The sequence below is a fragment of the Mycobacterium bohemicum DSM 44277 genome (assembly GCF_001053185.1).
Lineage (GTDB): Bacteria > Actinomycetota > Actinomycetes > Mycobacteriales > Mycobacteriaceae > Mycobacterium > Mycobacterium bohemicum.
In genome coordinates, this window is sequence record NZ_CSTD01000003.1 from 237,207 (window position 1) to 259,075 (window position 21,869).

Annotated in this window: 25 protein-coding genes, 3 tRNA genes and 2 pseudogenes; 17 read left to right on the forward strand and 13 right to left on the reverse strand. The window is 66.9% G+C overall.

The annotated features are described in order from the left end of the window. The first annotated feature begins 1 nt into the window (after position 1). The 4 genes from BN971_RS15560 to BN971_RS15575 all read left to right on the forward strand — a co-directional run bounded on the left by BN971_RS15560 (position 2) and on the right by BN971_RS15575 (position 2,924). The gene (locus tag BN971_RS15560; protein WP_085179258.1) at positions 2–607 is read left to right on the forward strand and encodes an HD domain-containing protein; all 606 of its coding nucleotides are present in this window, start codon (positions 2–4) and stop codon (positions 605–607) included. A 1-nt stretch (position 608) separates the two neighbouring features. Then, positions 609–1,124, forward strand: coding sequence for a nitroreductase family protein (locus tag BN971_RS15565; protein ID WP_085179257.1), 516 nt, complete (start codon positions 609–611; stop codon positions 1,122–1,124). 334 nt (positions 1,125–1,458) lie between these two features. Continuing rightward, positions 1,459–1,914, forward strand: a complete 456-nt coding sequence (gene cynS, locus BN971_RS15570; RefSeq protein WP_085179256.1) for a cyanase — start codon at positions 1,459–1,461, stop codon at positions 1,912–1,914. Beyond that, positions 1,914–2,924 (forward strand): patatin-like phospholipase family protein, encoded by a 1,011-nt coding sequence (locus tag BN971_RS15575; RefSeq protein WP_085179255.1) that lies wholly within the window; start codon positions 1,914–1,916, stop codon positions 2,922–2,924. The genes cynS and BN971_RS15575 overlap by 1 nt, the downstream gene beginning before the upstream one ends. Positions 2,925–2,950: 26 nt before the next feature. On the opposite strand, the gene BN971_RS15580 is transcribed toward BN971_RS15575, so the two are convergent. The 3 genes from BN971_RS15580 to BN971_RS15590 form a co-directional block, all read right to left on the reverse strand. Further along, positions 2,951–3,646, reverse strand: coding sequence for a crotonase/enoyl-CoA hydratase family protein (locus BN971_RS15580; RefSeq protein ID WP_085179254.1), 696 nt, complete (start codon positions 3,644–3,646; stop codon positions 2,951–2,953). 31 nt (positions 3,647–3,677) lie between these two features. Continuing rightward, complete coding sequence (locus BN971_RS15585) at positions 3,678–4,514, reverse strand: hypothetical protein (RefSeq protein ID WP_085179483.1); 837 nt, start codon at positions 4,512–4,514, stop codon at positions 3,678–3,680. Positions 4,515–4,605: 91 nt separating this feature from the next. Beyond that, positions 4,606–5,319: an MBL fold metallo-hydrolase gene (locus BN971_RS15590; protein WP_085179253.1), complete on the reverse strand. Its 714-nt coding sequence runs from the start codon at positions 5,317–5,319 to the stop codon at positions 4,606–4,608. Positions 5,320–5,426: 107 nt separating this feature from the next. On the opposite strand from BN971_RS15590, the gene BN971_RS15595 reads away from it, so the two are divergent. The 12 genes from BN971_RS15595 (at position 5,427) to rplA (ending at position 10,567) form a co-directional block, all read left to right on the forward strand. Next, on the forward strand, positions 5,427–5,636 hold the full coding sequence (locus BN971_RS15595) for a type II toxin-antitoxin system VapB family antitoxin (protein ID WP_085179252.1): 210 nt from the start codon (positions 5,427–5,429) through the stop codon (positions 5,634–5,636). Positions 5,637–5,746: 110 nt separating this feature from the next. Further along, positions 5,747–5,819, forward strand: a tRNA-Thr gene (locus tag BN971_RS15600). 51 nt (positions 5,820–5,870) lie between these two features. Beyond that, positions 5,871–5,944: transfer RNA gene (locus tag BN971_RS15605), tRNA-Met, on the forward strand. Positions 5,945–5,979: 35 nt separating this feature from the next. Then, positions 5,980–6,147 (forward strand): 50S ribosomal protein L33, encoded by a 168-nt coding sequence (gene rpmG, locus BN971_RS15610; RefSeq protein WP_085179251.1) that lies wholly within the window; start codon positions 5,980–5,982, stop codon positions 6,145–6,147. Positions 6,148–6,196: 49 nt separating this feature from the next. Continuing rightward, on the forward strand, positions 6,197–6,673 hold the full coding sequence (hadA, locus tag BN971_RS15615) for a (3R)-hydroxyacyl-ACP dehydratase subunit HadA (protein ID WP_085179250.1): 477 nt from the start codon (positions 6,197–6,199) through the stop codon (positions 6,671–6,673). Beyond that, on the forward strand, positions 6,660–7,088 hold the full coding sequence (gene hadB, locus BN971_RS15620; protein ID WP_085179249.1) for a (3R)-hydroxyacyl-ACP dehydratase subunit HadB: 429 nt from the start codon (positions 6,660–6,662) through the stop codon (positions 7,086–7,088). The genes hadA and hadB overlap by 14 nt, the downstream gene beginning before the upstream one ends. A gap of 14 nt (positions 7,089–7,102) precedes the next feature. After that, positions 7,103–7,603, forward strand: coding sequence for a (3R)-hydroxyacyl-ACP dehydratase subunit HadC (gene hadC, locus BN971_RS15625; protein ID WP_085179248.1), 501 nt, complete (start codon positions 7,103–7,105; stop codon positions 7,601–7,603). 155 nt (positions 7,604–7,758) lie between these two features. Then, positions 7,759–7,831, forward strand: a tRNA-Trp gene (locus tag BN971_RS15630). A gap of 106 nt (positions 7,832–7,937) precedes the next feature. Beyond that, the gene (gene secE, locus BN971_RS15635; protein WP_085179247.1) at positions 7,938–8,429 is read left to right on the forward strand and encodes a preprotein translocase subunit SecE; all 492 of its coding nucleotides are present in this window, start codon (positions 7,938–7,940) and stop codon (positions 8,427–8,429) included. 172 nt (positions 8,430–8,601) lie between these two features. Beyond that, positions 8,602–9,276, forward strand: coding sequence for a transcription termination/antitermination protein NusG (gene nusG / locus BN971_RS15640; RefSeq protein WP_139027127.1), 675 nt, complete (start codon positions 8,602–8,604; stop codon positions 9,274–9,276). 79 nt (positions 9,277–9,355) lie between these two features. Next, a complete protein-coding gene (gene rplK, locus BN971_RS15645; RefSeq protein ID WP_067211717.1) occupies positions 9,356–9,784 on the forward strand; it encodes a 50S ribosomal protein L11 in 429 nt (142 codons plus the stop codon). Between the two features lie 75 nt (positions 9,785–9,859). Further along, a complete protein-coding gene (gene rplA / locus BN971_RS15650) occupies positions 9,860–10,567 on the forward strand; it encodes a 50S ribosomal protein L1 (RefSeq protein ID WP_085179245.1) in 708 nt (235 codons plus the stop codon). Positions 10,568–10,765: 198 nt separating this feature from the next. Here rplA and BN971_RS15655 read toward each other — a convergent pair. Next, positions 10,766–12,028, reverse strand: a pseudogene (locus tag BN971_RS15655) (MFS transporter). Positions 12,029–12,311: 283 nt separating this feature from the next. On the opposite strand from BN971_RS15655, the gene BN971_RS15660 reads away from it, so the two are divergent. Next, complete coding sequence (locus BN971_RS15660) at positions 12,312–13,094, forward strand: COG4705 family protein (protein ID WP_085179482.1); 783 nt, start codon at positions 12,312–12,314, stop codon at positions 13,092–13,094. Between the two features lie 22 nt (positions 13,095–13,116). Here BN971_RS15660 and BN971_RS15665 read toward each other — a convergent pair. The 9 genes and pseudogenes from BN971_RS15665 to BN971_RS15705 form a co-directional block, all read right to left on the reverse strand. Beyond that, a pseudogene (locus tag BN971_RS15665) lies at positions 13,117–14,263 on the reverse strand (RNA polymerase sigma factor). A 10-nt stretch (positions 14,264–14,273) separates the two neighbouring features. Continuing rightward, the gene (locus tag BN971_RS15670) at positions 14,274–14,972 is read right to left on the reverse strand and encodes a YciI family protein (protein ID WP_085179481.1); all 699 of its coding nucleotides are present in this window, start codon (positions 14,970–14,972) and stop codon (positions 14,274–14,276) included. Between the two features lie 86 nt (positions 14,973–15,058). Then, on the reverse strand, positions 15,059–15,955 hold the full coding sequence (gene mmaA4 / locus BN971_RS15675; RefSeq protein ID WP_085179480.1) for a hydroxymycolate synthase MmaA4: 897 nt from the start codon (positions 15,953–15,955) through the stop codon (positions 15,059–15,061). Positions 15,956–16,042: 87 nt separating this feature from the next. Then, positions 16,043–16,924 carry a cyclopropane mycolic acid synthase family methyltransferase gene (locus BN971_RS15680; protein ID WP_085179242.1) on the reverse strand — a complete coding sequence of 294 codons (882 nt, stop codon included), beginning with the start codon at positions 16,922–16,924 and terminating at the stop codon, positions 16,043–16,045. Between the two features lie 145 nt (positions 16,925–17,069). Then, positions 17,070–17,933 (reverse strand): cyclopropane mycolic acid synthase MmaA2, encoded by an 864-nt coding sequence (gene mmaA2 / locus BN971_RS15685; protein WP_085179241.1) that lies wholly within the window; start codon positions 17,931–17,933, stop codon positions 17,070–17,072. Between the two features lie 66 nt (positions 17,934–17,999). Further along, positions 18,000–18,860, reverse strand: coding sequence for a cyclopropane mycolic acid synthase family methyltransferase (locus BN971_RS15690; RefSeq protein ID WP_085179240.1), 861 nt, complete (start codon positions 18,858–18,860; stop codon positions 18,000–18,002). A gap of 91 nt (positions 18,861–18,951) precedes the next feature. Continuing rightward, complete coding sequence (locus tag BN971_RS15695) at positions 18,952–19,869, reverse strand: alpha/beta fold hydrolase (protein ID WP_085179239.1); 918 nt, start codon at positions 19,867–19,869, stop codon at positions 18,952–18,954. Then, positions 19,869–21,215: an ABC1 kinase family protein gene (locus BN971_RS15700; protein WP_170322172.1), complete on the reverse strand. Its 1,347-nt coding sequence runs from the start codon at positions 21,213–21,215 to the stop codon at positions 19,869–19,871. Before BN971_RS15700 ends, BN971_RS15695 begins: the two co-directional genes overlap by 1 nt. Positions 21,216–21,289: 74 nt before the next feature. Beyond that, positions 21,290–21,862 carry a DinB family protein gene (locus BN971_RS15705; RefSeq protein WP_085179478.1) on the reverse strand — a complete coding sequence of 191 codons (573 nt, stop codon included), beginning with the start codon at positions 21,860–21,862 and terminating at the stop codon, positions 21,290–21,292. Positions 21,863–21,869: the final 7 nt, after the last annotated feature.

Below are 21,869 nucleotides of genomic sequence, written 5' to 3' on the forward strand. Positions count from 1 at the left end.
CATGCCCGACCCGACGCCGCCGCCGCGCCTCACGCGCACGTTCGTCGAGGCCGTGGCGTACGCGGCGGACAAGCACGCGACGCAGACCCGCAAGGCCGGCGACATCCCCTACCTCGGGCACCTGCTGTCGGTGGCCGCCCTGGTGATCGAGGACGGCGGGACCGAGCAGCAGGCGATCGCCGCGCTGCTGCACGACGCCGCCGAAGATCAGGGCGGCGAGGCGACGCTGGCCGAGATCGCGGGGAAGTTCGGCGCCGGCGTGGCGTCGATCGTGCAGGAATGCAGCGACACGTTGCAAACTCCCAAGCCGCCGTGGCGCGGCCGCAAGGAAAGCTACATCCGCCATCTGCGCGGGGCGTCCGACGACGCGGTGTTGGTCTCGCTGGCAGATAAGCTGGACAACGCGCGTGCGATCCTGCGCGACTTCCGCGCCCTCGGCGACGAGGTGTGGCAGCGATTCAGCGTGCAGGATCCGCAACAGCACCTGTGGTACTACCGCTCGCTGCTCGGGGTATTCGGGCAGCGCACCGACAGCTGGATGGTCGGCGAGTTGCGCGACGTGATCGACGCGCTCGCGCACGAGATCGGCCGCGAGAGGCAGGACTGACATGGAAGCCTGGGACGCGATCCGCGCCCGCCGCAACGTGCGGCAGTACACGCCCGACCCGCTGGCCGAGGCCGACCTGAACCGGATCGCCGAGGCCGGGTGGCGGGCGCCCTCGGCGAAGAACCGGCAGCCGTGGGATTTCGTGATCGTCACCGACAAGTCTCAGCTGCAAGAGCTTTCGACGGTGTGGCAGGGCGCCGGCCACATCGCCGGGGCCGCCGCCGCGATCGCCATCGTGGTGCCGGTGCCGCCGGACCAGCGCAGGGTGATCACGGACAACTACGACGTCGGGCAGGCCACGATGGCGATGATGATCGCAGCCACCGACCTGGGCGTCGGCACGGGACATTCCTCGGTCGGGGACCAGGACAAGGCGCGCGCCATCCTCGGTGTCCCCGACGACCATCTGGTGGCGTTCCTGCTCGGCCTCGGATACCCGGCCGACCGTCCGCTGGCGCCGATCCGCAAGCCGAATCGCCGGCCCTTCGCCGAGGTCGTCCACCACGGGCGGTGGTGATCGCCCAACCGCGCGCCGGCGACCAACGGCCCCGCCGCCGACGAGGCCCTCGGTTACCTCCGCGAGCTGCTGTGATGCGAGCCGGCGGCCCACCCGGCGGGGTGAGGTGACTGCGCGCTGTGCGCGTGTCACACTGGCAATGAGGAGGCGATGGCAACGCGGTGGCCGGTGTTACACCGGCCACCGCGTTTCGTCGCTCTCAGTTCGTCGGCACCCGCGGCGACAGCTGCTTCGTCAGCTCGCAGTCCAGCGACGCCCGGGGAAGGAACCGTGGCATTCGCCTCGGCCCAAACCCTTTCGACGGACCGCCCACCCCGGCGTGCATGCTGGGGCGATGAACAGAAATGCGATCACCGAACAGATCGTCCTGGCGCGTCTGGACAAGGGCCTGACCTGGCAGCAATTGGCGGACGCGATCGACAGGCCGGTCGTGTGGACCACGTCGGCACTGCTCGGCCAACAACCGATTCCGGCCGAGCTCGGCAAGATTCTCGTGGGCATGTTGGGTCTCGACGAGTCGACGGTGCGTGTGCTGGCGGCGCCCCCGATGCGCGGCGGGCTGCCCACCGCGGTTCCGACAGACCCCACCGTTTACCGCCTCTACGAAGCGATTCAGGTGTACGGCGGCGCCATCAAAGAGCTCATCCACGAAAAGTTTGGTGATGGAATCATGAGCGCCATCAACTTCAGCGTCGACCTGCAGCAAAAGTCGCACCCGACGGGGGACCGTGTCGTCGTGACATTCGACGGAAAATTCCTTCCCTACCAATGGATTTCGGCGGACAGGTAATGGCGGGTCAGGGCGGCCGGCAACAGCTGGCCGATCTCGTTCTCTCGGGCGGGGGCGTGAAGTTCATCGGCTTGGTGGGCGCCGTCGCCGGGCTCATGGACGCCGGCTACTCCACCTACCGGGTGTCCGGCGCCTCGGCGGGCTCGGTTGTCGCGGCGATCTCGGCGGCGGCAGCCCAAGGTGATCGTCTGACCAGTGGGCAGCTGAAGGAACTCGCCCTGTCGGTGCCGCTGCGCAGATGGCGCGACGCGGGGCCGGTTCCCGTCTTCGGCTCCGCATGGGGGCTGATGCGCGACACAGCCATCTACCGGGGTGACTACGCCCACGAATGGATCCGTGGCGAGCTGAAGAACCTGGGCGTGAGCACATTCGGCGATCTGGCCCTCGACGACGACGAGCTGCCCAAAGAACGGCGCTACAAGGTGGCGATCACCGTCGCCGACATCACCGCGGCGCAACTGGTCCGGCTACCGTGGGACTACCAGCGCCTCTACGGGCTGGATCCCGACGACCAGCCGGTCGCCGACGCGGTCCGGGCCTCGATGGCAATCCCGTTCTTCTACCCGCCGGTCGCGTTGACCAACACCATGGGGCTCACCTCCCATCTGGTCGACGGTGGTGTGTTGTCGAACTTCCCCATCGACTCGCTGGACCGCACCGACGGCAAACCGCCGCGCTGGCCGACCTTTGGAGTAACGGTGATGCCCAAGCTCGCCGAGGGTGTCGACGAAGTATTTCCCGCGTTGCGTTCCCTGCGTTTCCTCAAACAGTCGGCGTTGCTGCAGAGCCTGTTCACGACCATGCTGGTCGGCCATGACCAGGCGCAGCTGAGCCTGCCCTGGGTGAGCGCCCGCATGATCCCGGTGCCCTCCACCGACGTGAGCGTTCTCGACTTCGGCATTTCCAGGGTGCGCCTGGAAGAGCTCTATGAGAGGGGTTATTCGGCGGCGCGAACCTTTCTGTCCGCCTGGGACTGGAACGAATACTGCGAACGTTTCCGGCGCGGGTGACAACGGGACGCCAGGTCGAGCGGGTTTTACCGCCCGAATTCGGCCTCTATGCCGTCGATCCCGGCGCGGATCGCCGCCAGGGCGTCGGCACGGGCACGCAACTTCGTTGCGGCGTGGGCCCGCTGGTGCAGACCGGCGAATTCGCGCGCGGCCTCCTCGGCACGGCTGACGACCATCTCCGGAAACACGATCTCGTCGACGAAGCCGCCGGCGAGCGCCGTCTCGCCGAAGAACGCCTTGGCCAGCCCGGTGGCCTGCTGGTAGGCCGACGGTGTGAGCCGGAGCTTCATGACCTCCAGCGCCGCGTACGGGATGACCAGGCCGATCGCGACCTCGTTGGCCTGAATGTTGTAGGCGTGGGCGGCCACCCGGTGATCGCCCGAGCACAGCAGGAACGCCCCCATCGCGATGGCGTGTCCGGTGCAGGCCATCACCACCGGCTTGGGGTAGCTCAACAGCCGGTACGACAGCTCGAACCCGCCCCTGAGCATGTCGATCGCGGGCTGCACCTCGCCGGAGGTGAGGACCTTCAGGTCGAACCCGCCGCTGAACACGCGCTCGTTGCCGGTGATGACCAGCGCCCCGACGTTGTCCTGCTCGGCCTGATCGATGGCCTCGTTGAGGGCGTGCTGCATCACCGGCCCCAGGGCGTTGACCTTGCCGTCGTCCATCCGGATGACGGCGATGGAGTCGGTGTGGCTGTAGAAGACCGGGCCGCTCATGGCTGCTCCTTCGATAGGCCCGTTGATTGAATCAGATCGGCGCCTGGCTGCTGTGCCTGCCCGGATCGTTCTCGGCGCTGCTCCAGTGCAGGCGGACATCGGTGGGGGCGTCGAGTTGGCGGGTGCGCCATCTGTCCTGGGTTTCCCGCACGGCGCCGTTGATCCGTTCGATTTCGCTGCGGAACACCTCGGGACGAGTCTCCTTGCTCGCGTAGTGGAAATAGGTCAACAGCCCGCGCAGCAGCTCGAGCTTCTGCTTCTCCCGTTTCGCCAGGTCGTGGGTGGTCATCAGCTCGATGCGCTGGACGGGCGGCAGCTCGTCCCAATCCAGCACCACCTCGGTTTCCAGCGGTGTGCGCTCGTGCCGCCAGAATCGCCGGCCGCGCGGCCGCTGGGGGCGGTCGTAGTAGATCAGCGTCCCGGTGAACCGCGATTCGATGCCGCTTCCGATCTCCGCCCGGTCGAGGGCGGAATCCCACACCATGCGCCACTCCTGGCCGGGCGCCAGGACCGGCAGCTCGCGGGGCAGCTGCAGTTCGACGACGTCGGCGTAGCCGTCGGTGGCACTTTCGTACTGCGCCACCGTCGGCCGGTTGGAGAAGGCGAACTGGATGTCGTAGGCCGCGGTGCGCCCGAAGTTGCGCACGACGAGTTCGATGATGTGCCAGTCCGAGGGATGCGGTTCCATGAGCATCGCAACGTGGGGCCGATTCTGCTCCGCGAGCAACCGGCGGTTGCGGTTGAGCTGGCGGTTCGTCAGCGCCAGCGCGATGATGCCCAGCGCAATGGCCGCCCACGCGGCCCACGCCAGCCATGTGCTCGATCCGACGTCGGTAATTTCGCGCCAGCCGTCCTGCGCCCACCCCATGGCACCCATCCCCCGCTTATATCACAGCCGCCGTCCGCGGCAGCCCCCCGACCTGCGCCGATGGCCCCGACGGCACCGGCCCCCGAATCCGTCAGCCGCCCATCAGCATTCGCCACTGGTTCAGATCTGCGGCCCGGTAGACATAGTTGGACCGCTTGACCTCAGCGAGCTGGGCGCTCGGTTCGGCCGAATACCAGTGTCCCGGAAACACCGTCGGATCGCCCGGCAGCGCGGCGAGCCGCTGCAGGCTGCGGTACATCTCGTCGGAGTCCCCGCCGGGAAAGTCGGTGCGCCCGCAGCCTTCCAGGAACAGGGTGTCGCCGGCGACGAGGCGGCCGTCGAGCAGAAAGCACTGGCTTCCGGGGGTGTGACCGGGGGTGTGCAGCAATTCGATCTCGATATCGCCCACGTTCACCTTGTCGTGGCCCTCGTGAGTGGTGAGGTCGCCCAGGCTGATTCCCGTGACCCGGGAAACCCAAAGCGCCTCATGGGTATTGACGTGCACCGGGACCGGTGCCCGGTCCAGCAGTTCGGCCAGGCCGTTCAGCGCGAAGCCCATCATCTCCCCGCCGACGTGGTCGGGATGGTGGTGGGTCACCAGCACCCCCGACAGGTGCATGCCGTCGGACTCCAGCGCGTCGAGCAAATCGCCGGCGGCGTACGCCGGGTCCACGACCATGCAGTCGCCGGTCTCGCGATCGCCGATCAGGTAGGCGAAGTTGCGCATCTGCGTCGCGAACATGTCGCCGTGGGCAAAGTCGCGGCCGGAGAGCAGTTGACGAAAATACAGCCGGTCTTCTGACACCCGACCAGACTAGGACCTGGCCGCAGCGCGACAAAGCTGGCCGGATTCCCGGGCGGACCGCCCGGCGATCCCCGAGTCCGCCCACCGCAAATGGGTATGGTTGCCGCATGAAGAAGCTGGTGGAGATCGAAATCGACGTCGACTTGCTCGATGAGGCGAGGCGGCGATTCCATCTGGCTGACGCGCGTGAGGCCATCCACCTTGCGCTGCGGACCCTGCTCGGCGAGCCCGACGCCGACGGCGGGGAGGGCGACGAGTACGACGAGTTCAGTGACCTCAGCGCCTGGGAGCCCAAGCCGCGGGGCAACAGCGGGTGAATGTCGGCGCGCCAACCGGGCCCGCTTGGCCGGTCGCCCGTGGTTTGGTGCCGTTGCTCGCCAGGTTGTACCCTCTTTTAGGCCCGCGGCACTTTCGATCCGGGCGAACGGCCCCCTTAGCTCAGTCGGTAGAGCGTTTCCATGGTAAGGAAAAGGTCAACGGTTCGATTCCGTTAGGGGGCTCGGCGGACGCCGAGCAGGCGGCGGCCCCGCCCTCCAAGAGGGTGGGCCAGAGGCGATGTAGCTCAGTCGGTTAGAGCGAACGACTCATAATCGTTAGGTCGCCGGTTCGAGTCCGGCCATCGCTACAACACGAGAACGCGACTTAAGAGGGAAAACGGACATGGCTTCCAGTACGGATGTGCGGCCCAAGGTCACCTTGGCATGCGAGGTGTGCAAGCACCGTAACTACATCACCAAGAAGAACCGCCGCAACGACCCCGACCGGCTGGAACTGAAGAAATTCTGCCCGAATTGCGGCAAGCACCAGGCGCACCGCGAGACACGCTAGCCGGGACCCTTGGGCGTCCGCTGGCAGTGTTTAGGTAGGTTCTAGAGCCGTGCCGTTGAGCGAAAACATCGTCGGGATGCACTATCGGTACCCCGACCATTACGAGGTTGAGCGCGAAAAGATTCGCGAGCACGCGGTGGCAGTGCAAAACGACGACCCCGCGTTTTTCGAGGAGAAGGCGGCCGCCGAGCTCGGTTACGACGGGCTGCTGGCACCGCTCACGTTCATCTGCGTGTTCGGTTACAAGGCCCAGTCGGCGTTTTTCAAACACGCCGGCATCGCCGTGACCGACCAGCAGATCGTCCAGGTGGACCAGGTGCTGAAGTTCGCCAAGCCGATCGTGGCGGGCGACAAGCTCTACTGTGATGTGTATGTGGATTCGGTGCGCGAGGCCCACGGCACCCAGATCATCGTGACCAAGAACGTGATCACCGACGGCGCGGGCGACATCGTGCAGGAGACGTACACAACGCTGGCCGGTCGTTCCGGCGAGGACGGAGAAGGGTTTACACATGCCACTGCGTGAGTTCGATTCGGTCAAGGTGGGCGACGCGCTTCCGGAGAGGGTCTACCCGCTGACACGGCAGGATCTGGTGAATTATGCCGGGGTTTCGGGTGACTTGAACCCGATTCACTGGGACGACGAGATGGCCAAGGTCGTCGGTTTGGACACCGCGATCGCCCACGGCATGCTGACCATGGGCATCGGGGGCGGCTACGTCACCTCGTGGGTCGGTGACCCGGGTGCGGTCACCGAGTACAACGTGCGGTTCACCGCCGTGGTGCCGGTGCCCAACGATGGCAAGGGCGCCGAGCTCGTCTTCAGCGGGCGGGTGAAATCCGTCGATCCGGAAACCAAGTCGGTGACCATCGCACTCACGGCGACCACCGGTGGCAAGAAGATCTTCGGCCGGGCGGTTGCCTCGGCGAAATTGGCCTAGGCGGGCTCAATTTCATGGCATTGAAGACCGACATTCGCGGGATGGTCTGGCGCTATCCGGACTACTTCGTGGTGGGCCGCGAACAACTGCGCCAGTTTGCGCAGTCCATCAAATGCGACCACCCGGCGCATTTCGAGGAGGAAGCGGCGGCCGAGCTCGGCCACGACAACATCGTCGCTCCGCTGACGTTCGCGTCGATCCTGGCGAAACTCGTCCAGCTGGATTTCTTCCGCCATGTCGACCTGGGTATGGAGACCTTGGTGATCGTCCAGGTCGACCAGCGGTTCGTGTTCCACAAGCCGATCTTTGCCGGCGACAAGTTGTGGGCCCGGATGGACATTCATTCGGTCGCCGAGCGCTTCGGTGCCGACATCGTCGTCACAAAGAACACCTGCACCAACGATGACGGTGAGGTGATCATGGAGGCCTACACCACGTTGATGAGCCAGTACAGCGAGGGGTCCGACAATCTGCGATGGGACAACGAATCCGGGCAGGTCGTCAGAACCGCGTAATCGGTATCGGATTTCCCGAGCCGAAGTGTCATCGAGTACACTCGTACCTCGGGGTTTTCCCAGCATCAGCGCGCTTTCCGTGGGTCGAACAATCGGGGAGCGCGCGTGTCATGTAAGCCCCGGTAGGTAAGCGCAGGTTGGCCTGCCAACCGCGAAGGGGCGTAGCTCAACTGGCAGAGCAGCGGTCTCCAAAACCGCAGGTTGCAGGTTCAAGTCCTGTCGCCCCTGCTCAAACGGCCTGCTTAACGGCACAGCCGTGCCATGGTGGACACTGGAAGGATGCCCCGCGGCAGCGGGACGGCTCGCAAGGCACTAGCAACTGAAGGAGCACGCGGTGAGCGACGAGGGCAACACTGCCAACGACGCCGCCCGCGACGGCGGCGACGGCGAGGACGGCCCCGAGAGCGGCGGTCGGACGGCCGTGGTCACGGAGCCGGTTGCGCGGCCGCAACGTCCGACCGGCAAGCGGTCCCGGCAAAAACTTGCCGACGCCGGCGAGGACGTCGAGGCCGGTTCGGCGGCCGAGGCTGACAGCTCCAAAGGGGACGCGGGCAAGGGGAAGGCCAAGAAGGACGCCAAGGCGGCCAAGGCATCCAAGGCCGCCAAGAAGCCGCGCAAGCCCGGCGAACGTCCGGCCAATCCGCTGGTGTTCGTCTACAACTACCTCAAGCAGGTGGTTGCCGAAATGCGGAAGGTCATCTGGCCCAACCGCAAGCAGATGCTCACCTACACCTCGGTGGTGCTGGCCTTCTTGGCCTTCATGGTGGCGTTGGTCGGCCTGGCGGACTTCGGCCTGACCAAGCTCGTCCTGCTGGTTTTCGGCTGAGCGAGTGACCGAGCTTTGAGAGTAATAGAGAGGACTAACCGTGACTGCCTTCGACGGTGACACGTCCGCGGGTGAAGCGGTCGACCTGAAAGAGGCCGGCGAGGCTTCAGAGGCTTCAGCGGCCCCCGAGGTCGCCGACGCGGCCCAGGCCCTAGAGGCCCCAGAGGCCCCAGTGGCCCCAGAGGCTCCTGAGGGCGGCGCTCCCGCGGAGCCGGCCGAGGAGGTCGACCCGGCCGCGGCGCTCAAGTCGGAGCTGCGCAGCAAGCCCGGCAAGTGGTACGTCATCCACTCGTATGCGGGCTACGAGAACAAGGTCAAGGCCAATCTCGAAACCCGCGTCCAGAACCTGGACGTCGGCGACTACATCTTCCAGGTGGAGGTGCCCACCGAAGAGGTCACCGAGATTAAGAACGGCCAACGCAAGCAGGTCAACCGCAAGGTGCTGCCCGGCTACATCCTGGTGCGCATGGACCTGACCGACGACTCGTGGGCCGCGGTGCGCAACACCCCGGGCGTCACCGGGTTCGTGGGCGCCACCTCGCGGCCGTCGGCCCTCACGCTCGACGACGTGGTGAAGTTCCTGCTTCCGCGCGGGGCGGCGAAGAAGACCGCCAAGGGTGCGGCCAGCACCGCCGCCGCCGCCGAGGCGGGCGGGCTGGAACGTCCGGCCATCGAGGTCGACTACGAGGTCGGCGAATCGGTGACGGTCATGGACGGACCGTTCGCCACGCTGCCGGCCACCATCAACGAGGTCAACGCCGAACAGCAGAAACTCAAGGTGCTGGTGTCGATCTTCGGCCGGGAGACGCCGGTGGAATTGACGTTCGGCCAGGTCTCCAAGATCTAGTGGTGACCGCGAGCGCGGCGAAGCCGGGCGCAGCGGATCACCCCCATCAAACCCAGTCAGGAAGGAACATCGACAACTCATGGCCCCCAAGAAGAAGGTCGCCGGGCTGATCAAGCTGCAGATCGTGGCGGGACAGGCCAACCCGGCGCCGCCCGTGGGACCCGCGCTCGGTCAGCACGGCGTCAACATCATGGAGTTCTGCAAGGCGTACAACGCCGCCACCGAAAGCCAGCGTGGCCAGGTCATCCCGGTGGAGATCACGGTCTACGAAGACCGCAGCTTCACGTTCGCGCTGAAGACCCCGCCCGCCGCCAAGCTGCTGCTCAAGGCCGCCGGCGTCGGCAAGGGCTCGGCCGAGCCGCACAAGACCAAGGTCGCCAAGGTCACCTGGGACCAGGTGCGCGAGATCGCCGAAACCAAGAAGACCGACCTCAACGCCAACGACATCGACGCGGCGGCCAAGATCATCGCGGGCACCGCCCGGTCGATGGGCATCACCGTCGAATAACGTCACACACCCCGTGGGAGGGCCAGCTCCGGCCCGTTTCGCAACCACAACCAACCACGAGATTGGATTGAGTCAATGAGCAAAACCAGCAAGGTATACCGCGCCGCCGCCGAGAAGGTGGATCGCAACAACCTCTACACCCCGCTGGAGGCGGCCAAGCTCGCCAAGGAGACGTCGTCGGCCAAGCAGGACGCGACCGTCGAGGTGGCGATCAGGCTCGGCGTCGACCCCCGCAAGGCCGACCAGATGGTTCGCGGCACGGTGAACCTGCCGCACGGCACCGGCAAGACCGCCCGCGTCGCGGTGTTCGCGGTGGGCGACAAGGCCGAGCAGGCCAAGGCCGCGGGCGCGGACATCGTCGGCAGCGACGACCTGATCGAGAAGATCCAGGGCGGGTTCCTGGACTTCGACGCCGCGATCGCCACTCCCGACCAGATGGCCAAGGTGGGGCGCATCGCCCGCGTGCTGGGTCCGCGGGGCCTGATGCCCAACCCCAAGACCGGCACCGTCACTCCCGACGTCGCCAAGGCCGTGGCCGACATCAAGGGCGGCAAAATCAACTTCCGGGTGGACAAGCAGGCCAACCTGCACTTCGTCATCGGCAAGGCCTCGTTCGACGAGAAGGCGCTGGCGGAGAACTACGGCGCCGCGCTCGACGAGGTGCTGCGGCTCAAGCCGTCGGCGTCCAAGGGCCGTTACCTGAAGAAGATCGTCGTGTCGACGACGACGGGCCCGGGCATCCCGGTCGACCCGTCCGTCACCCGCAACTTCGCCGAGGCGTAATGAGCGCGCGCCGCAGGGCGCGGGCGAATGGAGCCGACCGTCGATCCCGAGGCGTAATGAGCGCGCGCCGCAAGGCGCGGGCGAATGGAGCCGACCGTCGATCCCGAGGCGTAATGAGCGCGCGCCGCAAGGCGCGGGCGAATGGAGCCGACCGTCGATCCCGAGGCGTAATGAGCGCGCGCCTCAAGGCGCGCCCCGTCACGGCCGTGGGGCATCCTGCAGAATCCGGCTGTCCGACGGTTGTCGGCGCCTCACCGGTTGCAGGCCGGGCGGTTGCAGCAAGACCGGCACCAACGGCACCGCCGCCAACGGGAACAACCCGCACAACGCCCACGCCGCCGGATAATTCGCGGCCATGATGAGCGCACCGAAGATCGGGGGAGCGGCGGCGGCCGTCACCCGCTGAGCGGTGTTCTGCACGCCCAGCGCGCGTCCGCTCCAGAATGGCCCCGCAAACTCGGTGATCGCGGTGGCCTCCAAGCCGTTGTCGAGCACCGCGATGACCGAAACGGCGACCATCAGCACCACGTCGTATCCCGAACCACCGCCGTCGGTGAGGGCGAGCAACGCCAGCGTCGCCGCGGCGGCGATGGCGATGATCCGAACCGGCCGCATTCGTGAGCCCACGCGGTCGGACCAGCGGCCGACCGCGATCCGGCCCAGCGCGCCCAGCATTTGGGCAAGAGTGATCAAGCCCCCGGCCGCCGCCGCCGACCAGTTGTGGTGATGCATCAGCCACACGAGCATGAACGTCACGGTCACCGTCTGCGGCACCATCATCAGGCTGGCCACCGCGTGGATCCGCCAGAGCACCGACGATCCGCGGTACGGACTGGCCAGTTCCTGGGGGGTCGCCGTTTTGCGGGATTTTCGGGGCGGGTCGATGATCCCGACGCCGCTGGCCACCGCCGCGATGGTGCACATCAGCGCGAGGAACATCAGTCCGCGGTGGGGGCCTCGTTCGGAAAGCTCGGGGACGATCAGCGCGCCCTACGCGATCCCCAGGGGTTGCGCGGTCTGGCGGATGCCCATCGCCAGTCCCCGCTGGTGCGGCGGGAACCACGCGGACACCAGCCGCCCGCCGGCCGTGTTGCAACTGGCGGCCGCCATGCCGCCGAGGAACAGATCCGTACCGACCAAGAGCATCGAGTGGGCCGCCGCCGCCGCATAGGCCGCGACCGCGGTGAGCGCCGATCCCGTCATGAGTACGGCGCGCTCTCCGACGCGGTCGAGCACGTAACCCCAGGGAACCAGCGTGACCACCATGCCCCAGCTGGGCATCGACGCCAGCAGGACGGCTTCGGTCAGTGGAATGCCGCGATGGGCCTCCAGCGAGGGGATCAAGAACGCGACGCCGTTGATGAACAGGAAGGAAGTCGCCGTGACGGCCAGGGAGATGGCCATGATCGACCACCGCGCACCTGCGCCCTGCTCCACCGTGCCGTCCGGTCCCTCCCGCATAGACCCATGGTGACACGGCATCCGGCGGCACCTGCTGCGGAACTGACCGCCACCAGGAGAAACTTATTGAATACTAAGCAGATTGATACTTTTGTTGCCGTCGCGGGACCGATTGGCCGGCTGTGCTGGCGGGATGCATTGCAGCAGTGCGGGTTAAGTCCAGGCGCGATGCGCGTCCATCCAATTCGCACGTAAAATAACGACATTTCCCCCAGGCGACAGCGGATAGCTTGGGTCGATTCTGCCGATGATCACGATCGAATGCGCCGGAAGGTATGCCTTCATGACCGACCTGACGAAGCAGGGCTTGACCAAGGTGCCGGCGGTGACCCTCGGGTTTTGGGTCGTCAAGATCTTGGCGACGACGCTCGGCGAGACCGGCGGCGACACCGTCACGATGACGCTGAATTGGGGCTACCTAGCCGGGGTGACGCTCTTCGGTGTAACGCTGGCCGCGCTGGTTACCGCGCAAATTCTCGCCGAGCGTTTCCACGCGGCGCTGTACTGGGCGACGATCGTGGCCTCGACAACGTTGGGCACGGCATTGGCCGACTTTGCCGACCGCTCGCTCGGGATCGGCTACACGGGCGGATCGCTGCTGTTGCTCGGGTGCCTGATGGCCACGTTGGGACTGTGGCGTTGGTCGCAGGGCACCGTGTCGGTGAGCACCGTGTCGACGCCGAGGGTCGAAGCGTTCTACTGGGCGACCATCACGTTCTCCCAGACGCTGGGGACCGCACTCGGCGACTGGCTGGCCGACACCCGTGGGTTCGGTTACGAACGGGGCGCGTTGGTCTTCACCGCGGCCCTCCTCGTGGTGGTGGCCCTCTACTTCTGGACGAACGCGTCGCGGGTGGTGCTGTTCTGGGTCGCGTTCATCCTGACCCGCCCCCTCGGCGCCACCGTCGGGGACTTCCTCGACAAGCCCGTGGCCGACGGCGGCCTCGCCTTGAGTCGCCCGCTGGCTTCGGCGGCCATCGCGGCCGTCATCGTGGTCCTGATCATGGTTTTGCCGCAGCGTCCGGGACGTCACCCCGGCCAGGCGGCGGAAACACCCATCGCGTAACGCCCGCCGCCACCGCGAGGGGTTACGTCCGTGCCCCGCATTCGGCGATGCGCCGCCGCAGGAACGCGCGTGCCGGCTCGGAACCATTGGTGTCCAACGCCTTTCGATACCATGCGACGGCCTCGGCGGGCCGCGCCGCGCGCCGAAGCAGGTCGGCGCGCACCGTCGCGCAGACCGATCGCCAGCGCGCGGTTGGTCCGCGCGACCGGTGAGCCGGTCAGCAGCACCAGCCGGTCGTAGGCCGCGCAGATGGCGGGCCAATCGGTCTGCTCCCACGACGGCGCCGTCGCATGCAGCGCGGCGATCACCGCCTGCGGCAGGTACGGGCCCGTCGACCCCCGGGCCCGGCGCAGCTGGTCGAGCCCGCGGGCGATGCGGCCGCGGTCCCACCGGCGCCGGTCCTGCTCCTCGAGCGGCAGCAGCATCCCAGCGTCGTCGATGCGGGCCGCTCGTCGCGAGTCGTGCAGCAGCACCAGGGCGGCCACCGCGTGGCACTCCGGCTCGTCGGGCATCAGCGCACACAGCTCCGCGGCCAGCCGGACACCCTCGTCGCACAGTTCGTCGCGGACCGCCGACGGGCCGGCGGTCGACCAATAGCCCTCGGTGAACACCGAGTAGATGCAGCCCAGCACGTGCGGTGTGCGTTCCGGGAGCAGGTCGGCCGGCGGCACGCGCAGCGGGATGTTGGCGTGCCGAATCTTGTTCTTGGCGCGGGTGATTCGCTGCCCCACCGCGCTTTCGGTCTGCAGCAGCGCGCGGGCGATCTCGGTGACGGTGAGCCCGGACACCAGGCGCAGGGTCAGTGCCAGCTGGGACTGCCGGTCGAGCGCCGGATGCGCGCAGGTGAACATCATCCGCAACTCGTCGTCGGGGACCGGGTGCGGGTCGCCTGCGTCGGTGCGGGCCCGGATGTCGTCGATCACGGCCGCCAATTCCTTTCCCGGACGAACGGATTCGCGGCGCAGCCGATCCCGCGCGCGGTTGCGGGCGACGGTGACCAGCCACCCGCCCGGGCTGTCCGGAACACCGTCTCGGGGCCAGGCGCGCAGCGCCTCGGTGCAGGCCTCCTGAACGGCGTCCTCCGCGACGGTGAGGTCGCCGGACCACCGCGCGAGCGCGGCGACGGCGGGTCCCCATTCCCGGCGAAAGACGCCGTCCAGGTCGGCCATTCGCGTCCGGCTAGAGTCCGGAGACCCCAGCCAGCTGCCGCAACAGCACGGTCGAGGCGGGGATCATCGACGCGACCTTGACCGCCTCGTCCCGGTTGTCGCCGGTCACCACGTAGAACCCGTTGGCCACCTCGGCGCCCTCGGCGTAGGGCCCGTCGGTGATCAGGACCTCGTCGCCGCGCACCCGCACGGTCGTCGCCGTCGACGGCTCGTGCAGTGCGGCGCCGCCGACCACGCGATCGCCCGCGGCGGCCATGAACTCCTGGTGCGGCGCGGCCATGGCCTGCCACTCGGGTGTGCCCGGCGCGAATGCGGAGGTAGGCGGTTCCATCAGGAGGGCCAGCCAGTCGTTGCCGGTCAGCCTGCGGGGCGGGTCGAAAGAGCCGAACACGGGCCAGATCTCGACGGCGCCGAACTTCGCGGCGGGGATGTCGCGGGCCAGGGCCAGCGCGTCGTCGAGGTTGTCGGCCTCCAGCACGTAGTAGCCGCCCGCCACCTCGGCGCCTTCGGCGAAGGGGCCGTCGGTGACGACCGGCGCGTCGGGCCCGCCGGAGACGCGCACGCCGGCCGCCGCCGGCGCCAGCGCATCGCCGGCGCGGATCGCCGAGGCGGCCCTGGCGTGGAAATCTTGGTATGCGGTCATGGCGGCCGCGCGCTCGTCGGGCGTCAACTGCCGTTCTTCATGCACCAGCAGAGCGAGGTATTGCATGTTCGTCGTCACCTCCGGTAGTGAGCGAAGCCCCGTGCTCCACTCTCTACCTATGCGACGAACGGCGCACGGCTAATCCGACAGGGTCAGGCGGCCGCGCCGGGCTTGAGGTAGGTGACCAGGCTGCAGTCCAGCATCTCGTCGGCGAAGTAGTGCTCGCAGCCGCGCAGGTACTTCATGTACCGGTCGTAGACCTCTTCGGAGGTCACCTCGATCGCCTTGTCCCGGTTGGACTCGAGCGTGTCACCCCAGATGTGCAGCGTCTTGATGTAGTGCGGGCGCAGCGAAAGCGGTTCGGGCACAACGAAACCGGCCTTCTCGCCGTGCTCGATCATCATCTCGGTGGACGGCAGGCGGCCGCCCGGGAAGATCTCGGTGATGATGAACTTGATGAAGCGCACCGTCTCGAAGGTCAGCTTCTTGCCGCGGGCGGCCATGTTGTAAGGGTGATAGCTGACGCTGCTCTGGACGGTCATCCGGCCGTCGTCGGGCATGATGTCGAAACACCGCTTGAAGAAGTCGTCGTAGTTCTCGTGCCCGAAGTGCTCGAACGCCTCGATCGACACGATGCGGTCCACCGGGTCGGTGAAGTCCTCCCAGCCGTGCAGCCGGACCTCCCACGACCGGTTGGTGTCGAGCTCACCGAGCACCTGCTGGCAGCGGGCGTGCTGGTTCTTGGACAGCGTCAGGCCCACCACGTTGACGTCGTACTTTTCGACCGCGCGCTTCATCGTGGTGCCCCAGCCGCAGCCGATGTCCAGCAGGGTCATGCCCGGCCGCAGGTCGAGCTGGTCCAGGTTGAGGTCGATCTTTGCGTACTGCGCCTCTTCCAGTGTCATGTCGTCGCGCTCGAAGTAAGCGCAGCTGTAGGTGCGGGTCGGGTCCTGGAAGAGGGCGAAGAAGTCGTCGGATACGTCGTAGTGCGCCTGAATGTCCTCGAAGCGGGTCCGCGTCTTCGTCGGGCCGGTCGGTTGCTCAGCCATGCTCGTCTTGTTCTCCTGGATGAATTTCACTGCCCCTGGCACGCGGCGCGCGTCGTCGAGATTCCCGACGTGCAACGATACCGAAGGTCACTTCTCCAATGTGAACTGGTTGCAGTCGACGTAACCCATGCGGAAGACCTTGGCGCAGCCGGTCAGATACTTCATGTACATGTCGTATACCTGTTCGGACTGGATCGCGATGGCCTCGTCCCGGTGGGCCTCGAGCGCCCCGGACCAGAAGTCGAGGGTCTTGGCGAAGTCCGACTGCAGGGACTGGACACGGGACACCGTGAACCCCACCTTGGTCGCGTGCTCCTCGACGGTCTCGATCGTCGGCAGCCGGCCACCCGGGAAGATGTCGGTGACGATGAACCTCATGAATTTCGCCATGTCCATCGTCAGCGGGATGCCGCGTTCCATCACCTGCTTGACGTGCAGGCCGGTGATCGAGTGCAGCAGCATCACGCCGTCGCTCGGCAGGGCGTCGTAGGTGAATTTGAAGAAATCGTCGTAGCGGTGAAAACCAAAGTGCTCCAGCGCTTCGACGACGACGATCCGGTCCACCTGTTCGTCGAACTCCGCCCAGTCGCTCAGCAGCACCCGCCGGGAGCGGTCGCTGTCAATCCCGTCGAGCACCTGCCGGCAGTATGCGTGCTGGTTCTTGGACAGCGTCAGGCCGACGACGTTGACGTCGTAGCGCTCGACCGCGTGCTTCATGATCGAACCCCAGCCGCAGCCGATGTCGAGCAACGTCATGCCCGGCTGCAGCCCCAGCTTGTCCAGCGTCAGGTCGAGTTTGGCTAGCTGAGCCTCGTGCAGGGTCAGGTCGTCGCGCGGGAAATACGCGCAGCTGTAGGTGCGCGTCGGATCCACGAACAGCGCGAAGAACTCGTTGGACAGGTCGTAATGGGCCTGGACATTGTCGAGGTTTGACCGCTTGAGCGTTGCCCCCACCCGATTCTCGAACATGACGTCCTCCCGACTGGACCGGCGCCGTTTGCTCGATGCCGTCCCCCGGCACCCTACACGCGGCGCGGCCCATCCCCTCTCTTTGAGCTCGCGCGCCCCTGGGTTTGTTGACCACCCGACCCCCCCACGTGGGGCCGCACCACCGCTATTTTTCCAATGTGAACTGGTTCACGTCGATATACCCGACCCGGAAGGCGTTTGCGCAGCCGGTCAGGTACTTCATGTAGCGCTGGTAGACCTCTTCGGACTGGATCGCGATGGCCTCGTCCCGGTGCGCCTCGAGGGCCTGCGCCCACAGGTCGAGTGTCCTGGCGTAATGCGGCTGCAGCGATTGCCGGCGGGTCAGCGTGAACCCGGCCTTCGCGGAGCGCTCGCCCACCATCTCGATCGACGGCAGCCGACCGCCCGGGAAGATCTCGGTGACGATGAACTTGATGAAGCGGGCCATCTCGAACGTGAGCGGGATACCGCGCTCGGCGCACTGCGGCCCCGTCAGCCCGGTGATGGTGTGCAGCAGCATCACCCCGTCGTCCGGCAGCGCGTTTGCGGCCATCGCGAAGAAGTCGTCGTAGCGCTCGTGACCGAAGTGCTCGAACGCGCCGATCGACACGATGCGGTCGACGGGCTCGTCGAACTGTTCCCAGCCGGCCAGCAACACCCGCTTGCCGCGCGGGCTGTCAAGGGAGTCGAACATCGTCTGGACGTGGGCGGCCTGGTTTTTCGACAACGTCAACCCGATGACGTTGACGTCGTATTTCTCGATCGCGCGGCGCATGGTCGCGCCCCAGCCGCAGCCCACGTCCAGCAGCGTCATCCCCGGGCGCAGCCCGAGCTTGCCCAGCGCCAGGTCGATCTTGGCCAGCTGGGCCTCTTCCAGTGTCATGTCGTCGCGCTCGAAGTAGGCGCAGCTGTAGGTCTGCGTGGGGTCGAGGAACAGCCGGAAGAAATCGTCGGACAGGTCGTAGTGCGCCTGCACGTCGTCGAAGTGCGGCGTCAGGTCCTTGGCCATGGCGTCAGTGCCTTTCCGACCTTTCGGCCCGTCGGTGCTCAGGGCGATTCGCTTGTGGGGCCCACCTCACTTGGTGAGGGTGTATTGGGCGACGTTGGAGATGCCCCTGCGGAACAGATCCGCGCAGCCGGTCAGGTAGCGCATGAAGCGGTCGTAGACCTCCTCCGACTGAATGGCGATCGCGCGTTCGCGATTGCCCCGCAGACTGGCTGCCCACGTGTCCAACGTCCGCGCGTAATGCGTCTGCAGGTATTCGATCTGCTCAATCGAGAAACCGCTGGTTTTCGCGTTGTCGACGATGTCGGGTTCGCCGCACATCTGGCCGCCGGGAAAGATTTCCTTGCCCAGGAAGTGGAAGAAACGCAGATCCGACATCGTGATCTGGACGCCGCGCTGCTTCCACTCCGACTGCGGATACGTGAAGATGCTGTGCATCAGCATCCGGCTGTCGCCGGGAAGGGTCGCGTAGGCCCAATCCCAGAACGCCGGCCAGCGTTCCTTCTTGAACGCGTCGAAGGCCTCGAAGCTCATGATGCGATCGACTCGCTCGTCGAACTCTTCCCAACCCTGCAGCCGGGCCTCGGTCCGCCGTGCCGTCGGGATTGCGGCCAGCCGTGCCTTGGTGCGCGCGTAGTGGTTGCGGCTGAGCGTGATGCCGATGACGTTCACGTCGTACTTCTCCACCGCCCGCACGACCGCGCCGCCCCAACCACACCCGACATCCAGCAGCGTCATGCCCGGCTCGAGGTTCAGCTTGTCCAGCGCCAGATCGAGCTTGGCGAGCTGGGCCTCTTCCAGCGTCATGTCGTCGTTCTTGAAGTAGGCGCAGGTGTACACCATGTTGGGGTCGAGGAACAGCTCGAAGAAGTCGTCCGAAATGTCGTAGGTCGACTGCGACTCTTCGTAATACGGCTTCAGCTTTGCCATTGGTAAGACCCACCTCCTCACGCCACCGTACAACTAGGTCAGGGTGTCCCCGAAATCAACAAGGCACTCTGAAAACCCGCCCGGCCCGGCTTCAACCGGCCTCGGCGAAGTTGCTCGTCAGCACGCTGACAAGCCGATCCCAGAGTTGCTGTGGCAGATCGTGGCCCATGCCGTCGAATAAGACTAGTCGAGCGCCGTCGATGGTGCGCGCCACCGCGCGGCCCCCGAACGGTCGCATCAGCTTATCGGCCCGGCCGTGGATGACCACGGTCGGCACCGCGGTCCGCCGGTTGTATGGCACGAGGCTGCCGGTCGCCATGACCGCGCTGAAATGCCGGGCAACGCCCCACGGGTAATAGCAGCGGTCGTAACCCTCGGCGGCCTCGGCGCGCACCTGCTCTTCGGTCACCCGGTAGCGCGGGCTGCCGATGATGTGGGTGACGCGCACCGCGTTGTCGAGGATCACCTCGCGCGGGGAACTCGGCGGCGGCCCCTTCAGGATCGCCAGCAGCGCGCGAGGCGCCGGCGGCGGCAGAAACCGCCGGTTGTTGCTGGAGAAGATGACCGCCAGCGACCTCGTCCGCTCGGCGAATCGCCCCGCGAAGACCTGCGCGATCATGCCGCCCATCGACGCCCCGACGATGTGGGCGCGCCCGATGCCCAGATGGTCGAGCAGGGCGGCGGCGTCGTCGGCCATGTCCTCCAGCCCGTAGGAGGCCGAGCTGGGCAGGCCGAACCAGAACCGCAGCAGCCGCGGTATCAGCGGCTCCGCGGAGCGGGGGCGTTCGGTCTTGCTGGACAGGCCGACGTCGCGGTTGTCGTAGCGGATCACCCGCAGGCCCCGGTCGACCAGCCTCTCGCAGAACGCGGTGCGCCACAGCAGCAGTTGCGCGCCCAAACCCATGATCAGCAGCAGGGGCGGGTCGTCGACGCTGCCCATGTCCTCGTAGTAGAGCTTCAGGTCGCCCCGGGGATGGCTCACCACGGCGTGCCCGGTGCGGATGTCCATCAGGCCTCGAGGTCGGACGTGTGCTCCCGGCTGACCTCCACCATGAAGTTGGCGAAGTACCCGGTCAGCTGCGGGTCGGACATCATCTGCCACTTCGGGGCCAGCAGCTTCATGTAGCGCTCGACATAGAGGAATTGTTTGCCGATCAGCACCAGTTCCCGCGGGAGCTTGACGTCGTAGGCGTCGGCCAGCGCCGAAAGCTGCCGGCCGATGTCGGCATACGACATGTCCCCGAGCGTCTGCATGGTGAGCGGGGTGGCGAACTTTTCCAGGTCCTTGGCGGCCTCGGCCTCGGGCTTCATGGTGCCCACGGCGCCCATCAGCACGACGATCTTGCCGGCGGCGGCGTGGTCCTTCTTGACCAGCAGCGCGTACACCAGCTCGCGCAGCAGCCAGCGGGTGCGCGGGTCGATGCGGCCCATGATGCCGAAGTCGAAGAACACGATCCGGCCCGCGTCGTCGACGTAGAGGTTGCCGGCGTGCAGGTCGCCGTGGAACAGCCCGTGCCGTAGCCCGCCCTCGAACAGGCTGAACAGCAGCGCCTTCACCAGCTCGGTCCCGTCGAATCCGGCCTTGCGGATGGCGGCGGCGTCGTCGATCCGGATGCCGGACACGCGTTCCATGGTCAGCACCCGCCCGCTGGTGAAGTCCCAGTGCACCTGCGGCACCCGGATGTTCTTACCCAGCGGCGAGGCGTGCAGGTGGGCGACCCACGCCTCCATCGACTGCGCCTCCAGGCGGAAGTCGAGCTCCTCGGCCAGGTTGTCCGCGAAGTCGGCGACAACGTCCTGCGCCGACAGCCGGCGGCCCATCTTGGCCAGCTCGACGGCCTGGGCGAAGCGCTTGAGGATCTGCAGGTCGGCGGCCACCCGGCGGCGAATGCCCGGCCGCTGAATCTTCACGACCACCTCTTCGCCGGTGTGCAGCGTCGCGTAGTGCACCTGCGCGATCGAGGCCGACGCGAACGGCGTCTCCTCCCACTTGGCGAACAGCTCGGCGGGGTCGCGGCCGAGGTCCTCGACGAACAGCTTGTGGATCTCTTTGGGGTCCGCCGGCGGCACTCGGTCGAGCAGGCCGCGGAACTCGCGCGACAGGGATTCGCCGAAGGCGCCGGGGCTCGACGCGATGATCTGACCGAACTTGACGTAGGTGGGACCGAGGTCGGCGAAGGTCTGCGGTAGCTGCTTGATCATCTTCTGCTGCCACGGCCCCCTGCCCGGCAGCGTGCTCAGGACGCGGGCGGCGGTGCGGGTGACCTGCCAACCGGTGACGGCCACCCGGGCCGCTTCCAGCGGCAGTGGCACCCGGTCCAGCTTGGCCACCTCGCGATGCTTGGTAGAACTCATTCCAGCAGTCTGCCAAACCGGCAGTGTCAAGTCCCAATTCGCCGTGACCGCGGTCACCGGCGGTGCAGGGGTTGCTAGGCGGGGCTCCAGGGCTTGACCCAGCCTTCGATCTCCCAGTCCTCGAGGCCGGCGATCAACTCGTACATGGTGGCGCCGTCGACGGTTTCGCGGACGATGTCGGCGTGCCCGGCGTGCCGGGCCAGCTCGTTGATCACGTGCAGGATCACCCACCGCACCGACCACGCCTTCTGGTTCTTGGGAAACCACGGGATGTCCTGCGGGACCGGCACGACCGCGTCGAGGTCCGCGGTCTCCACCAGCCGCAGCGACTCCGCGTTCTGGGCCTCGAACGCCCGAAGCAGTCCGGCGAGCGTCTCGTCGGGCCGCATCACGTGCTGGTCGGCGAACTCGCGCGTCAGCTCCTCGAACGGCCGCGGGTCCTTCGGCGGGGCGTCGGGCGCGGCGGCGACCCGCGCCATCCAGCTGCGCTGCATCCCGGTGGCGTGCTTGATCAGGCCGCCGATCGACAGCGCGCTGACCGACGGGGCGGACCGGGCCTGTTCGTCGGACAGGCCATAGGAAACGGCGAAGTAGGCGCTCTGGTGGTAGGCGAGGAATTCACGCAGGGCGCTGCGTTCGTCGGCCACGGGCGGG

Bases quoted from the DNA above. Each gene is read 5' to 3' on its own strand.
- BN971_RS15560 (WP_085179258.1), top strand. From the start codon at position 2: ATGCCCGACCCGACGCCGCCGCCGCGCCTCACGCGCACGTTCGTCGAG.
- BN971_RS15565 (WP_085179257.1), top strand. From the start codon at position 609: ATGGAAGCCTGGGACGCGATCCGCGCCCGCCGCAACGTGCGGCAGTAC.
- cynS (WP_085179256.1), top strand. From the start codon at position 1,459: ATGAACAGAAATGCGATCACCGAACAGATCGTCCTGGCGCGTCTGGAC.
- BN971_RS15575 (WP_085179255.1), top strand. From the start codon at position 1,914: ATGGCGGGTCAGGGCGGCCGGCAACAGCTGGCCGATCTCGTTCTCTCG.
- BN971_RS15580 (WP_085179254.1), bottom strand. From the start codon at position 3,646: ATGAGCGGCCCGGTCTTCTACAGCCACACCGACTCCATCGCCGTCATC.
- BN971_RS15585 (WP_085179483.1), bottom strand. From the start codon at position 4,514: ATGGGGTGGGCGCAGGACGGCTGGCGCGAAATTACCGACGTCGGATCG.
- BN971_RS15595 (WP_085179252.1), top strand. From the start codon at position 5,427: ATGAAGAAGCTGGTGGAGATCGAAATCGACGTCGACTTGCTCGATGAG.
- rpmG (WP_085179251.1), top strand. From the start codon at position 5,980: ATGGCTTCCAGTACGGATGTGCGGCCCAAGGTCACCTTGGCATGCGAG.
- hadB (WP_085179249.1), top strand. From the start codon at position 6,660: ATGCCACTGCGTGAGTTCGATTCGGTCAAGGTGGGCGACGCGCTTCCG.
- hadC (WP_085179248.1), top strand. From the start codon at position 7,103: ATGGCATTGAAGACCGACATTCGCGGGATGGTCTGGCGCTATCCGGAC.
- rplK (WP_067211717.1), top strand. From the start codon at position 9,356: ATGGCCCCCAAGAAGAAGGTCGCCGGGCTGATCAAGCTGCAGATCGTG.
- rplA (WP_085179245.1), top strand. From the start codon at position 9,860: ATGAGCAAAACCAGCAAGGTATACCGCGCCGCCGCCGAGAAGGTGGAT.
- BN971_RS15660 (WP_085179482.1), top strand. From the start codon at position 12,312: ATGACCGACCTGACGAAGCAGGGCTTGACCAAGGTGCCGGCGGTGACC.
- BN971_RS15670 (WP_085179481.1), bottom strand. From the start codon at position 14,972: ATGCAATACCTCGCTCTGCTGGTGCATGAAGAACGGCAGTTGACGCCC.
- mmaA4 (WP_085179480.1), bottom strand. From the start codon at position 15,955: ATGGCTGAGCAACCGACCGGCCCGACGAAGACGCGGACCCGCTTCGAG.
- BN971_RS15680 (WP_085179242.1), bottom strand. From the start codon at position 16,924: ATGTTCGAGAATCGGGTGGGGGCAACGCTCAAGCGGTCAAACCTCGAC.
- mmaA2 (WP_085179241.1), bottom strand. From the start codon at position 17,933: ATGGCCAAGGACCTGACGCCGCACTTCGACGACGTGCAGGCGCACTAC.
- BN971_RS15690 (WP_085179240.1), bottom strand. From the start codon at position 18,860: ATGGCAAAGCTGAAGCCGTATTACGAAGAGTCGCAGTCGACCTACGAC.
- BN971_RS15695 (WP_085179239.1), bottom strand. From the start codon at position 19,869: ATGGACATCCGCACCGGGCACGCCGTGGTGAGCCATCCCCGGGGCGAC.
- BN971_RS15700 (WP_170322172.1), bottom strand. From the start codon at position 21,215: ATGAGTTCTACCAAGCATCGCGAGGTGGCCAAGCTGGACCGGGTGCCA.